The sequence below is a fragment of the Flavobacterium sp. MEB061 genome (genome assembly GCF_000834715.1).
Lineage (GTDB): Bacteria > Bacteroidota > Bacteroidia > Flavobacteriales > Flavobacteriaceae > Flavobacterium > Flavobacterium pectinovorum.
In genome coordinates this window covers 1-14,036 of the sequence record NZ_JXQR01000059.1, presented here as the reverse complement: position 1 = coordinate 14,036, position 14,036 = coordinate 1, and the positions used below count along the sequence as shown (strand labels likewise).

The following is a 14,036-nucleotide window of genomic DNA, read 5'->3' as shown; positions in this document are numbered from 1 at the left end:
TTGTGAATACAAACGCAAAGTTCGCAAAGCTAAATCAATAAAATTTCGCGCATTGTATTTCAGCATAGCCCGTGGTTTCAACCACGGGGACGTTCAGGTATATTGTATGATATGCGTTGGACTCCCGCGGTTTCAACCGCGGGCTATATTTGAAGATAGGATTGTAGTTATAATAGTTATAATCCCTTAAAACGCAAAAGTTCGCAAAGCTAAATATAGCCTTACGAACTTTGCGTAAACCTTTGCGTTCTTTGCGGTTAAACCACGTATCAAACTAAACTATTTCTTATTCTTACCGTTTTTGTAAACCACTTTTTCTACAACCTGAATTTTTGGTGAAGCTGGTTTTTTCTTAAAAGGTTTTTTAGCCGCAGTTCCTGTTTTAGAAGGTGCTTTATCACCTCTTCCTTTTTCAGCATCTTTTGGACTTGCTTTAAATTCAGGTCTTTCCTTAGAAGTTTCCTTTTTTGGGATTTCAGCTTTATGTTTGGCTAAAACATCATTAGGGTTTTTAGGGTTTTCTTTTGTACCTCTCAAATGAATTACCAATCCGTTAAGGAAATTGCGCAAAACCTGATCTCCGCATTCCATGTAATTCTCATGATCTTCAGCTCTGAAAAAAGCTCCTAATTCTGATTTTGTAATTCTAAAATCGACTAATTCTAAAATTTCAACTATTTGGTCATCACGGAGCATCAAAGCCACGCGAAGTTTTTTTAAGATATCGTTGTTCGTCATCGTTTAATTTTTTACAAAGGTACATTATTTTAAAAAGAATGTCAGAACAAAATTACTCCCGTTCCCGTTCTCTCAGTATAATATGTTTTTCCATTTTTAATAGTAACACCGCTGGCAATATCTTCTGCCAATAATAATGCGCCATCCATATCTACGTAATCTAATTCAGGAAGTAAATGTGCGATTGCAGAAATTCCAACAGTCGATTCTGTCATACAGCCCACCATTGTTTTTAATCCTAGTTTTTTAGCTTCGGCAATCATTCTTTTTCCGGGTGTAATTCCGCCGCACTTCATCAGTTTTATATTAACTCCATGAAAATGATTGTGACATTTCGCAATATCACTTTCAGTAATACAACTTTCATCGGCTACAATGGGTAAAACCGAGTTTTTAAAAACTTCACGCTGTCCTTCCCAATCATTTGCTTTTAAAGGCTGTTCGATAAATTCAACACCTAAATTCTTTAGGATTTCAGCATTTGACAGAGTTTCTTCAACTGTCCAGGCGCAATTGGCATCAACCCTAAAAATGGCGTCGCTGTGCTTTCGTAATTCTGTTACGATCGCAATATCATCAGGAGTTCCCAGTTTAATTTTATAAATTGGCCACGGAAGTTCTTCCATTTTGGCAATCATATTTTCAATGCTTCCAATACCAATTGTATAATTCGTTAACGGATTATGTGAAATATCATAATTCCATAATTCATATAATTTCTTGCCCTTTTTTCGGGCATATAAGTCATGATAGGCATTGTCTAAAGCGCATAAGGCAAAAGGGTTATGGACTAAATGGGAACTTATTTTGTTCCAGAATTCATCGGGAGTTTCGTTTGATGTTGCTTCAATTAAAGTTCGGATCTGTTCAATATCATTTTGAAGAATTTCAATTGTAATATTATAGTACGGATTAGAAGTTGCTTCTCCAAAACCTGAAAAATCATCTTCCTGCAATTCAACAATAAGAGAAGGCTGAAAATCGATTGATTTTCTTGAAATTCTAAAAGTATGTTTTAATTTAAGGTCGTAGGCTCTTATTATTAGTTTCATATATGACAGTAAATATATTTGAAGCGTACTATTTTTTGTGTTTTATGTTTAAAAACAATATTTTAGCTAAAAATAATAAATTTGATGAATACCGAAGAAGAAAAGAGAAGTTTACTTTTAGAAATGATTGCTTTTTCGACAGTCGATGGTGAGTTGCACAAACGCGAATTAGAATTCTTGTGGCTTGTAGCACAGGAATTAAATATTGACCAGAAGCTTTTTCAGGATTTATTTCATCAGGAAAACATTCCGCAAATTATAAAATCAGAATTTCAGCGCATTCAGCAATTTTACAGATTGGCTTTGATTATGCATTGCGATGGAATTTTGCATGAAAAAGAGGCAAAAGCAATTCAGCAAATTGCCATTGAAATGGGATTAAACCCAACAGCTACAAAACGTGTTTTAGATTTAATGAAAAAAGCGCCAAACGCGATGATTGACCCTAAAAAGCTATTAAAAGTTTTTCAGGAACAACACAATTAAGGCAATTGTTCCTGTAATTTTTTAATATCATCACGCAATTTTGCAGCCTGAAGAAAGTCTAATTCTTTTGCCGCTTTCTCCATCGATTTTCGTTTTTCACGAATCATTTTTTCTAATTCTGCTTTTGACATATAAGCCGTTTCCGGTTCGGCAGCAGCAGAAAGTGTATGTCCTAATTCGTATTCTACTAAAGGATTTTTGGTAAACGCACTTTCGATTTTTTTGTTTAAAGCCTGAGGCGTCACATTATTTTCGACGTTATAGTTTATTTGTTTTGTTCTTCGATAATTCGTTTCATCAATGGTTTTCTGCATGCTTCCCGTAATTTTATCAGCATACATAATGGCTCTTCCATTTAAATTTCTTGCTGCACGACCAATTGTTTGGGTCAATGATTTATGATTACGTAAAAAACCTTCTTTATCAGCATCAAGAATTGCTACAAGCGAAACTTCGGGTAAATCCAGACCTTCACGAAGTAAGTTTACTCCAATTAAAACGTCAAAAATACCTTTACGTAAATCCTGCATAATTTCGATTCGTTCCAAAGTGTCAACTTCTGAGTGAATGTAGCGGCAGCGAATGTTTACTTTGGTTAAATATTTGGCTAGTTCCTCAGCCATTCTTTTGGTTAAGGTAGTTACTAAAACTCTTTCGTCTAACTCGCAGCGCACGTGAATTTCTTCAATTAAATCATCAATCTGATTTAAACTTGGACGAACTTCTATAACAGGGTCTAATAATCCTGTCGGACGAATGATTTGCTCGACATAAATTCCGTCAGATTTTTGTAATTCATAATCAGCCGGAGTTGCCGATACATAAATGACTTGATTTTGCAGGGCTTCAAATTCTTCAAATTTCAAAGGTCGGTTATCCATTGCAGCAGGTAAACGGAAACCATATTCAACCAGGTTCTCTTTACGGCTGCGGTCGCCTCCGTACATGGCATGAACTTGCGAAACAGTTACGTGACTTTCGTCAACCACCATCAAATAATCATTTGGAAAATAATCTAACAAGCAGAAAGGTCTTGTTCCCGCTTGTCGTCCGTCAAGATAACGCGAGTAGTTCTCAATTCCGGAGCAATAACCCAATTCCCGAATCATTTCTAAATCGAAATTCGTACGTTCTTCCAAACGTTTTGCTTCCAGATGTTTTCCTATTTCTTTAAAATAATCAACCTGTTTTACCAAATCCTGCTGAATTTCCCAAATAGCACCTTGTAAAACTTCCGGAGAAGTCACAAACATGTTGGCAGGGTAAATAGTAAGTCTTTTAAATTTTTCAATTACTTGCGAAGTCTTGGCATCAAAGGATTCTATTTCTTCAATTTCATCTCCAAAAAAATGTATTCTGAATGCATCATCAGCATAACTTGGATATACTTCGACAGTATCACCTTTAATTCTGAAAGTTCCGGGATTAAAATCGGCTTCAGTTCTAGCATATAAGCTTTGTACTAAACTGTGCAATAGTTTGGTTCTTGAAATAACCTGATCTCTGAAAATTTCGATTACGTTTTTCTTAAATTCAACAGGATTTCCAATACCATATAAACAAGAAACCGAAGCTACAACCAAAATATCACGACGTCCCGAAAGAAGGGAAGAAGTAGTGCTCAAACGCATTTTTTCAAGCTCTTCATTGATAGATAAATCTTTTTCGATGAAAACACCTGTTACGGGCATAAAAGCTTCCGGCTGATAATAATCGTAGTAAGAAACGAAATATTCAACGGCATTATTAGGGAAAAACTGTTTGAATTCTGAATACAACTGTGCCGCCAAAGTCTTGTTATGTGCCAAAACTAAAGTAGGCCTTTGTACTTCCTGAATCACATTGGCAACTGTAAAAGTTTTACCGGAACCCGTAACTCCTAATAAAGTTTGATATTTATCGCCATCGACAATACCTTGTGCCAATTTTTGTATGGCTTGTGGCTGATCGCCTTTCGGACTATATTCTGAGGAAACTTGAAACTTCATTTTTGGCGTATGAAAAATTTGGTTTTGTAAAGATACGAAGTTTGAAATCTATAAAAAAGGATCGCCACGAATTCACGAATTTCGATTTTTCCATAAAATAATTCGTGAACATTCGTGTAATTTGTGGCTAAAAAAACTTGTGACTATTTTAAAAAATCAATCATAGCATCGTTCACAATTTTCGACTGATCAATACTTAGAAAATGCCCCGCATCTTTTATTGTTTTTGTTTTATTGTGGGATAAATATTTTTGTGCGCGCTCTAAACTATCTTCGGCATTTATAACATCTTGATCGCCAATTATAACCAAAACCGGATTATCAATCATTTTTAATTCGTCATCTGAAAAAGGATGCATTTTAAGCATGCTCGAATTTGATTTTGCGTATTTGTTGGCTAAATAAAATTGTCTTTTATAAACAGGACTAATTTTTTCAGGATGCGTTGAAAACGTTTCTAATGTTTTGCCGAATTTCTTTTCACTGGGAAAAAGTTTCAGCATTAATGCTGATGACGTTTTGCCGACTTTATCGATAAATTTAAAAGTTTGTGCGGGACTCAGTAAAACAATTTTATCTATTGAATTTTTTCTTTGTGTGGCTAATAATGTAGCAATCCAGCCTCCGCGTGATGCCGCAACAATATCAAAGTTCTTTAGTTTATAATGATTGAAAATTTCGTTATACAAAGTAATGATTTCCTCTGGTGAAAGTGGTTTTGCGCTCAAGGTAGATTTTCCAGGTTCCATCATAAAGTCGATGGCGTAAACACGATGGTTTTTTGCTAAAGCTTTAATATTTGGATACCACATTGTTGAACTGGCATCCATTCCGTGAAGTAAAACCAAAGGTTTTTCATTTTTTGGTCCGGCCATAATAACGTGAGCTGTTCCAAAACTAGTTTTTATATCTTCTTCGGTATAAGGAACATCCCAAAGTTTGAGTGCCTTGTTGTAAGAAGTTATATAAGCGTTTTTTTCTTTTTTTGTCTGAAAAACATAATCGTCAAATTTTACTTTTTTGGAGGAAGCACAACCAACAATTAGAAACAATAAAAGAAATTTAGGTAGTAATTTTGACATAATGGTGAAATTCAATTTACATTAAAGGTAACATTAATATAAATTTCACGAGTATTATAATTTTGATTTAAAGTATCATAATTATAATACTTGTGAATTTTCTCTTTAACCTCATTATGAGAAAAAAAATCATTCTGAATTTCTTGTTCGGCTACTTTTAGTTCTTCAATATATTGTTTCTCATAATTTTTAGGTGGTTTTTCGGATTTGTAGCAATTTTATTCTATTTTAAATGTTTTTTGCTGCGCCTCGCTCAAAAAAGTCCACGCTACAATTCGGCTTGTTTTTTGGCCTTGAGCCATATCAATTGTTTTTATTGAAGCTGCGTTTACCTTGTTTAAGGTTCTATAAATGCTCGAAAGATTATCTCTTTTTGAAACCAAAGTTGTAAACCATAAACATTGCATTGCATATTTGGCGCTTTCAAAAATCATTTGGGTTACAAAGCCAAGTTCTCCTCCGTCACACCATAATTCGGCATTTTGACCGCCAAAATTTAAAACCGGATTTGTATTTTTCTTTTCCTTTGGATTTAAGTTAGATACTTTTCGAACCGTACTTTGATTGGCGTCTTCGGCAGAAGAATGAAAAGGAGGATTACAGATCGTAAAGGTAAATCGGTCTTCCGGAGTAATAATATTTTTAAAAATAAAACGTGATTCGGTTTGTTGCTGTAAACTTATCGCATCGATCAATTTTGGATTTGCCTCAATAATTTTGCTGCAATTTTGGATAGCGTTTAGATCTATATCTGTTCCTACAAAACTCCAGTCGTAAATGGCATTTCCTAAAATTGGATAAATGCAATTTGCTCCTGTACCGATATCTAAACCTAAAACACCAGAACCTTGCGGAATAATTCCGTTATTGGTTTCAGCCAGTAAATCGGCTAAATAATGAATATAATCTGCTCTTCCGGGAATGGGCGGACAAAGATAATTTTTAGGAATACTCCAGTTTTGAATATCGTAATACGTTTGTAATAATGCTTTGTTAAGCAATTTTACAGAAACAGGATTACTGAAATCAATAGTCTCACTTCCGTGAATGTTGATCGCAACGTGATTTTTTAGTTCTGGACAATTCGCGATAAGAAGTTCAAAATCATAACGGGAGCGATGAAGATTTCGAGGATGTAAAATATTTTTTTCAGAATTGTCTGTTGCTTTCATTTTTGTGAATTTGGGTGCAAAGATAGTCATTCCTTTTGGAGGAAAGTGCTTCTGTAAATTCCAATTCTTTTAAATCACAAATTCCAACTTTAATTCTATGATTAATTTTAGTTAATGTTGCACTTAGGATGACAAATCAATCAATACATTCCATCAATAATAAATCGCCATTTTGATGCGTAATTGTTACAAGCCCGTCTTGTTCTACAGAATTGCTGCTGCCGGTTCTGTAGCCCATTGTAAGTGTATCATTTTGCAGTGGATATTGTAAATTTTTTGAATTAATACCGTTTACAACCCCAATTGGAATCAGGGAAATGGGAGTTTTTGCCGTATACCATTTCTCAAATTTATTGGGTAATAAAAATATTTTAGAATGATCGTCTAGAATTACAATTTTAAGTAAATCGCGATAACGTACGATATTGGTAAGGTTTGTAATGGTATGATCTGCGCGTTTTCCGGTTGCCCAAACAACGTTTACGGCAGGAATTTTTCTTTCTATTAAATAATCAAAAGCTTTTTCAAGATCTGTTTTGTTTTGATCCGGCGCATATACAATTTCGATTGGATATTGTGAGGTTTTATAAATTTCGGGATCAAAACCACGATCAAAATCTCCTAAAAGTACGTCGACTTTAATGTCCAGTTCGATAACTCTTTCAATAGCAGAATCAAGCACAACAACAAGCGGAGACCATTCCAGCAATTGTCCTAATAATTCGGGATTGCAAGCAGCTCCGTTGGCAATAATTAAAGCAGGTTCCTGATCGTCGCGAACTATATGGTGTGATGACATGCTGATTTTTTTTTGTGATGCAAAGGTACGGGTAGTATTTTAGATTTTAGAGTTCAGATTTTAGATTTTAGATTTTTTGTCAAAGATTAAGAGATTAGCATAGATGAATCTTTTAATCTGTGGCAAATATTTTTAAGTATGCGTTTTTTTAATCTAAAATCTAATCTGCAATCTAAAATTAAATAAGACGCCTATGATAATTAATTTGGCCTAAATGATACGCCAAATGTGTGGAAAGATGAACCAGAAAATACCCTGTTGTCATTTCTTTTTCAAAAACAATTTGTGGATAAATAGCATCTAAATCTGCTTCTGTTAATGAATCGAAAGCGTTATTGACTACCAGAATTGTAGCATCAATTTTGCTGATTAATTCTGATTTAGGAATATCTTTTAATGAAAATTCCAAAGGTCTGTCACGAATATAACCTGTTTTCCCAAGTTCTGCACCAATATAAGTATTGATGTTTCCTATTAAGTGCAAACAAAGATTTCCTGCAGAATTTGAAATATTTTTATCAATTGCCCAAAGCTGATTTTCACTTTGGTACGATTCTATTTCTATTTTCAGTTTGTTCAGGTCGCGGTTAAATAACGATTTTAAAGTTTCTATGAGCATAATCTTATTATTTGGTTTTTATCGGAATCCAGATGTCTTCTTCAGAATTTGGATCGTCTTTTTTATATTTTTCACCCATAATTGCAAAATGCGGTCTTTCATCAACCGTATATGCTGAATTTGGAAGCCATTCAACAAAAATAGAATGATAGGTTTTGTGACCTTCGTTTGCCGGACCTTTGTGTGTAAAAACTGCATATAAACCAGTCGGAATAATTAATGTTTCCATTTCAGAAGGAATTTCTTCAAAGTCTGTAACTTCTATCGCAGCCCATTTTTGAAAGGAACTACCAGGATCAAAATTATCAAAATGCCCAACTGGAAATACTTCAAGTGAATACAAATTAGAGTCAATTGAGTTTTTGATTTCTTTTCGGCGTGGCATAAAACCATTCCATAACTGAAATGTTTTATTTTCGATAAAATTCATTTTAATGTAATTGCCGATTAATTTTTTTTCTGCTAAATTTTCAATTCTGGCTTCCATGTTTATTCTATAGTAAATGTTTTTGAATCGGTTTCGCTAAGTGAAAAATAACCCAAAGGATAATTGCTTTTGTCTGTCGTGTTCATGATATTTCCTTTTACAGTGGCAGGTGGGGATTGGAATGGTCCGCCAACATTACTGCCGGCAATACTAACCAGAATACTCATGTAGTTATAATATTGTTTTGAAATACCATAATGTGTTATGTTGATTTTGTCTCCGGGTTTTAATTCATCATCATCTGAAAGGCTGAAAAATTCATTGCCCTGAAAAAATTTATCGTCATCAACATAGTAATTTGAGGTAATTTTATTTGAGTATTCGTAATTGTACAGATAAAAGTTGTCTACACCTGCAGGATCATTGTAAAAAGCCCTTACTTCAATGTCTTTTCCTGTAAATCCTCCTTCGTTATTTTGTTCCATTCGTGTTATTGGAGCAACAGATTTCATGATTTCGCTTGCAGTATAAGTATTTCCGTTGCTAATAACGGTTAAGGTATATTGCTCGTCGATTACAGGTTTGAAATTATTACAAACATATCGGCCTGAATTAGGAACTTCAACAAAATCAAATTGTTCTCCTACACTGTTTTTTATAAATACAATTGCTTCTGAAACAGTTGGGATTACATTTTCAAAATAACCCGTTGTAGTGGTTAGTTTTATTGTTTGTTGCGCGCCTGTGGTTCCCTTTTGCCAGTTTATAGCGCCTTCGATTACTAATTTTGATGGAGCTGTATCTAAGTCAACATCAACAACTTCTTCACAGCTTGTGAAGAAAATCGATATGAAAAATACGATTAACAAGATTGCTTTTTTCATGATTTGTATTTTTAATTCTTTTGACAGAAAAGTGATTTTTAAAACTTGAAATTATAACTAACAGCAGGAACAATTCCGAAAATAGATGTTTTTACAGCTTCATTATATCCTGTATCCACATTTTGACGGAAGTTTATAGACGCTGCGTTTTGTCTATTGTATAAATTATAAATACTAAAAACCCATTCGCCTTTCCAGTTTCTGTCTTTATTGCTGCGTGGTGTTAAAGTAGCCGAAACATCAAGGTGATGATATGCCGGTAAACGGTGTTCGTTTCGCAAACCATAACTCGGAACAGTAATGCCAAGATACTCGTATTGTCCGTTTGGATAAGTAACCGGCTGTCCTGATTGTAAGGCGAAATTAGCTCCAAAAGACCATTTTTCGTTTAAATTATAAGCAGAGGTAATGGCTAAATTATGCGTTTTGTCATAAGCAGAATTGTACCATTGTCCGTTATTTATTCCCGTTTCTTCAGGTGTTCTTCCTGGTGTTTGCTGTTCTGATTTTGATAACGTATAGGATATCCATCCATTAAATTTACCTTCATTTTTCTTGAACATAATTTCTAAACCATAAGCACGCATTTGTCCGTTTAAAATAACCTGTTCGATGGCATTATTGGCAATCAAATCGGCACCATCAATATAGTCAAGGCGATTTTGAATTTCTTTATAATAACTTTCGACTTCGAGAGAATAGGCTCCATTATTTATATTTCTGAAATAACCTAAAGCAACCTGATCTGCAATTTGTGGTTTGATATAAGTGTCACTTGGCATCCAGACATCGAGCGGAGTAGGTGATGAGGTGTTCGAAATTAACTGAAGATATTGTGCCATTCGGTTATAACTCGCTTTTACCGCCTGATCGTCATTTAGCTGATAAGAAATTGAAAATCTCGGTTCCAGATTATTATAGTTTTTTATGGATTTATTTTTGCCGTAATATTCGGTTCCAATAGGCGTTCCTTTTTCGTAAATTTCTAAATCTGAATTGAAAACAACAGGATTATTATTTTCGTATAAATTGATTGTCGAAGCGCCTAAACGATAAAACAAACTATAACGCAATCCGTAAGCGACTGTGATTTTTTTCGAAAGCTGATTTTCGGCATCAATATAAATGGCGGGTTCAAAAGCGTATTTTTTATCTAATTGATCCGGGTTAATTCCAGATTCTGCATTACTAGGTTTGATAGTTCCGGGATTGAATTCGTAATAAATTCCGTTTAAACCATAATTTAATTTGAATTTATCTGAAATATAGTTTTTGAAATCGTATTTGATATTATAATTTTTGATTCCAGAATCCCATTTGAAACCAACGAAATCAAGGTCTAAACCGTAATAATAATCGCTGTAAATCAAGGATAAATTTGAGAATAATTTATCAGAAAACAAATGATTCCAACGAAGATTTAAAGTTGAATTTCCGTAAATATTCGTGAAGCTTTTATTTAAACTAAACACATCACGGCCAAAATAACCGGATAAATACAAACTGTTATTGTCATTTAATTTATAACTCAATTTGGTATTTAAATCATAAAAATAAGCAGAGTTATCTTTGTTTTCTTCGGATAATTTTAAAAATAAATGGGCGTAAGAAGCTCTTCCTCCAATTAAAAATGAACCTCGGTCCTTTACTATCGGACCTTCGGCAAGAATTCTACTCGAAATTAATCCGATTCCTCCATTTACATGGAAATCCTTACTGCTTCCGTCTTTTTGATAAATATCCAAAACAGAAGAAGCTCTTCCGCCATAGCGTGCGGGAATTCCGCCTTTATATAATTTTAAATCTTTTATGGCGTCAGGATTAAAAACGGAGAAAAATCCAAATACGTGTGATGAATTAAATATCGTTGCTTCGTCTAATAAAATTAAATTTTGATCTGCACCTCCGCCTCGAACGTTGAATCCGGATGCGCCTTCACCTGCATTTGTAACGCCTGGAAGTAATAAAATCGATTTTAAAACATCGACTTCACCTAAAACTACAGGCATTTTTTTGATGGTGGCAATCGAAAGTTTATTGGCACTCATTTCCGGCGATTTGATGTTGATTTTTCCTTTATTATCGGTAATAACAACTTCCTGAAGTTCTTCGCCGCCGCCTTCGTTTAAAGCAAAATTATTTTTGGTATTTTGATTTAAAATAACCGTTTTTTGAATGGTTTGGTAACCAACATAACTTATCTCGATTTGATGTTCACCGGATGGAATTGTAAGTGAATAAAAACCGTATTCATTAGTTGTGGTTCCAATTTTTAGTGCGGGAATATAAATGTTGACACCAATTAAGGTTTCATTGTTTTTAAAGTCGGTTATGGTGCCGCTTAAAGTAAATTTTTCCTGAGCAAATGAAGTAAAGATTGTAAAAATAATAATTAGAAACGTAGTAAACTTTTTTGTAATCATTGTTTTGATTTTGATTTACATAGATAATAATTCTTACTAAATATTATAGAGTAAGGTTTGTTAAACATTAGTTAAGAAAAAAAGACAACCGTTTCGGGTTGTCTTTTTTACTATTAATGTGTAAACATTTTATTTATTTAATTTCGGCAAGAATTGCATTGAATGTCGCACTTGGGCGCATTGCTTTGCTTACTAACTCCGGAGTTGGCTGGTAATATCCTCCAAGAGTTTGAGGTTTTCCTTGAGCACCAATTAATTCAGCGTCGATTTTAGCTTCGTTAGCTTCAAATTGAGCTGCAATTGGAGTGAAAATAGCTTTTAATTCAGCATCTTTATTTTGTGCTGCCAAAGCCTGAGCCCAATAGAAAGCAAGGTAGAAATGAGAACCACGGTTATCAATCTGACCTACTTTACGAGCTGGAGATTTATCATTTGCAAGGAATTTATCATTTGCTTCGTCAAGAGTTTCAGCTAAAACAATTGCTTTAGAATTATTTAAAGTTTGTCCTAAATGCTCTAATGAAGCACCAAGAGCTAAAAATTCTCCTAGTGAATCCCAACGTAAATATCCTTCTTCTGTAAATTGCTCAACGTGTTTAGGAGCAGAACCCCCGGCACCAGTTTCGAACAATCCACCACCGTTCATTAACGGAACAATAGATAACATTTTTGCAGAAGTTCCTAATTCTAAAATTGGGAATAAATCTGTTAAGTAATCACGTAAAACGTTTCCTGTTACAGAGATAGTATCCAAACCTTTGATAATTCTGTCTAAAGTAAATTCAGTTGCAGCAACCGGATTTAAGATGCGAATATCTAAGTTTGTAGTATTATAATCTTTAAGATATTTTTGAACTTTTACAATCAATTCTCTGTCATGCGCTCTGTTTTCGTCTAACCAGAAAACAGCAGGAGTATCAGATAAACGCGCTCTGTTTACAGCTAGTTTAACCCAGTCCTGAATAGGAGCGTCTTTTGCCTGGCACATTCTGAAAATATCATTTGCTTCAACGTTTTGCTCCATTAAAACAGTTCCTTTATTATCAACTACACGAACAACTCCGTCTGCTTGCAATTGGAAAGTTTTATCGTGAGATCCGTATTCTTCTGCTTTTTGAGCCATTAAACCTACGTTAGGAACACTTCCCATTGTTTTAGGATCAAAAGCACCGTGTTTTTTACAGAAATCGATAGTTGCAGTATAAATTCCGGCGTAAGAACGGTCTGGAATAACAGCGATTGTATCTTGTTGTTTTCCTTCTTTATTGTACATCTGTCCAGAAGTACGAATCATTGCCGGCATAGAAGCATCAACAATAACATCAGATGGAACGTGTAAGTTTGTAATTCCTTTATCAGAATTTACCATTGCCAAAGCCGGTCCGTTTTCGATTGCTTTAGTAATGTCAGCTTCAACTGCAGCTTGTTCAGGTCTTCCTGCAATTTTTGCGTAGATATCACCTAAACCATTTCTGGTATCAATATTTAATTCAGCAAATAAAGTTTCATATTTTTTGAAAAGATCAGCAAAATAAACTTCAACGATAGCGCCAAAGATAATTGGATCTGAAACTTTCATCATTGTAGCTTTCAAATGCACAGAAAGTAAAACACCTTCTTTTTTTGCTTCAGCGATTGCTTCAGCAGCAAAAGATTTTAATTTTTTTACACTTAAAACAGAACTGTCTATTATCTCGCCAGCTTTTAACGGTGTACTTGCTTTAAGAACAGTAGTTGTACCGTCTTTTGCAACGAATTCAATTTTTACATCATTAGCGTCTGCAACAGTAAGTGATTTTTCACTTCCGTAAAAATCACCATTTGGCATAGAAGCTACTTTAGTTTTTGAGTCAGCAGACCATGCACCCATAGAGTGTGGATTTGCTTTTGCAAAGTTCTTAACTGCTCTTGGCGCTCTACGATCAGAATTTCCTTCACGCAAAACAGGGTTTACAGCAGAACCTAATACTTTAGCGTATTTAGCTTTGATTTCTTTTTCAGCATCATTCTGAGGCTCTTCAGGAAAATCAGGAATTTTGTAACCATGAGATTGTAATTCTGCAATAGCCGCTTTTAATTGCGGTACAGATGCAGATACGTTTGGTAATTTAATAATATTAGCTTCTGGTTGTGTAGCTAATTGACCTAATTCAGCCAAAGCATCTCCGGTTTTTTGAGCATCTGTTAAAACCTCAGGGAAATTTGATAAAATTCTACCTGCCAACGAGATGTCTCTGGTTTCGATAGCGATACCAGCCGTAGCTGTAAATGCCTGAACAATTGGTAAAAAAGAATAAGTCGCTAATAATGGCGCCTCATCAGTTAAGGTGTAATAAATTTTTGAATTCTGTGTCATTTTTTTTTTT

At 34.4% G+C, this 14,036-nt stretch carries 12 protein-coding genes; 1 reads left to right on the top strand and 11 read right to left on the bottom strand.

The window, feature by feature from the left end:
- Positions 1-279 precede the first annotated feature (279 nt).
- Together RT99_RS20185 and RT99_RS20180 are read right to left on the bottom strand one after the other, a co-directional pair.
- Positions 280-738, bottom strand: a complete 459-nt coding sequence (locus RT99_RS20185) for a DUF1456 family protein (protein ID WP_042566559.1) — start codon at positions 736-738, stop codon at positions 280-282.
- 41 nt (positions 739-779) lie between these two features.
- Positions 780-1,790 carry a dipeptide epimerase gene (locus RT99_RS20180; RefSeq protein ID WP_042566558.1) on the bottom strand — a complete coding sequence of 337 codons (1,011 nt, stop codon included), beginning with the start codon at positions 1,788-1,790 and terminating at the stop codon, positions 780-782.
- Positions 1,791-1,874: 84 nt separating this feature from the next.
- On the opposite strand from RT99_RS20180, the gene RT99_RS20175 reads away from it, so the two are divergent.
- Positions 1,875-2,276: a hypothetical protein gene (locus RT99_RS20175; protein WP_042566557.1), complete on the top strand. Its 402-nt coding sequence runs from the start codon at positions 1,875-1,877 to the stop codon at positions 2,274-2,276.
- On the opposite strand, the gene uvrB is transcribed toward RT99_RS20175, so the two are convergent.
- From uvrB to RT99_RS20130, 9 genes are all read right to left on the bottom strand, one after another.
- Positions 2,273-4,264 (bottom strand): excinuclease ABC subunit UvrB, encoded by a 1,992-nt coding sequence (gene uvrB, locus RT99_RS20170; RefSeq protein WP_042566556.1) that lies wholly within the window; start codon positions 4,262-4,264, stop codon positions 2,273-2,275. The two genes, RT99_RS20175 and uvrB, sit on opposite strands and share 4 nt — an antisense overlap.
- A gap of 143 nt (positions 4,265-4,407) precedes the next feature.
- Entirely contained in the window at positions 4,408-5,346 is a 939-nt protein-coding gene (locus RT99_RS20165) for an alpha/beta fold hydrolase (protein ID WP_042566555.1), read from the bottom strand.
- Between the two features lie 218 nt (positions 5,347-5,564).
- Positions 5,565-6,518 carry a 23S rRNA (adenine(1618)-N(6))-methyltransferase RlmF gene (rlmF, locus tag RT99_RS20160; RefSeq protein ID WP_042566554.1) on the bottom strand — a complete coding sequence of 318 codons (954 nt, stop codon included), beginning with the start codon at positions 6,516-6,518 and terminating at the stop codon, positions 5,565-5,567.
- Between the two features lie 136 nt (positions 6,519-6,654).
- Entirely contained in the window at positions 6,655-7,317 is a 663-nt protein-coding gene (locus tag RT99_RS20155; RefSeq protein WP_042566553.1) for a thiamine diphosphokinase, read from the bottom strand.
- 178 nt (positions 7,318-7,495) lie between these two features.
- Positions 7,496-7,936 carry a DinB family protein gene (locus RT99_RS20150; protein WP_042566552.1) on the bottom strand — a complete coding sequence of 147 codons (441 nt, stop codon included), beginning with the start codon at positions 7,934-7,936 and terminating at the stop codon, positions 7,496-7,498.
- A 7-nt stretch (positions 7,937-7,943) separates the two neighbouring features.
- On the bottom strand, positions 7,944-8,423 hold the full coding sequence (locus RT99_RS20145) for a GyrI-like domain-containing protein (RefSeq protein WP_042566551.1): 480 nt from the start codon (positions 8,421-8,423) through the stop codon (positions 7,944-7,946).
- 2 nt (positions 8,424-8,425) lie between these two features.
- The gene (locus tag RT99_RS20140) at positions 8,426-9,247 is read right to left on the bottom strand and encodes a DUF4249 domain-containing protein (protein ID WP_042566550.1); all 822 of its coding nucleotides are present in this window, start codon (positions 9,245-9,247) and stop codon (positions 8,426-8,428) included.
- A gap of 38 nt (positions 9,248-9,285) precedes the next feature.
- Complete coding sequence (locus RT99_RS20135) at positions 9,286-11,670, bottom strand: TonB-dependent receptor (protein WP_042566549.1); 2,385 nt, start codon at positions 11,668-11,670, stop codon at positions 9,286-9,288.
- Between the two features lie 133 nt (positions 11,671-11,803).
- Positions 11,804-14,026: an NADP-dependent isocitrate dehydrogenase gene (locus RT99_RS20130; protein ID WP_042566721.1), complete on the bottom strand. Its 2,223-nt coding sequence runs from the start codon at positions 14,024-14,026 to the stop codon at positions 11,804-11,806.
- Between the last annotated feature and the right edge of the window lie 10 nt (positions 14,027-14,036).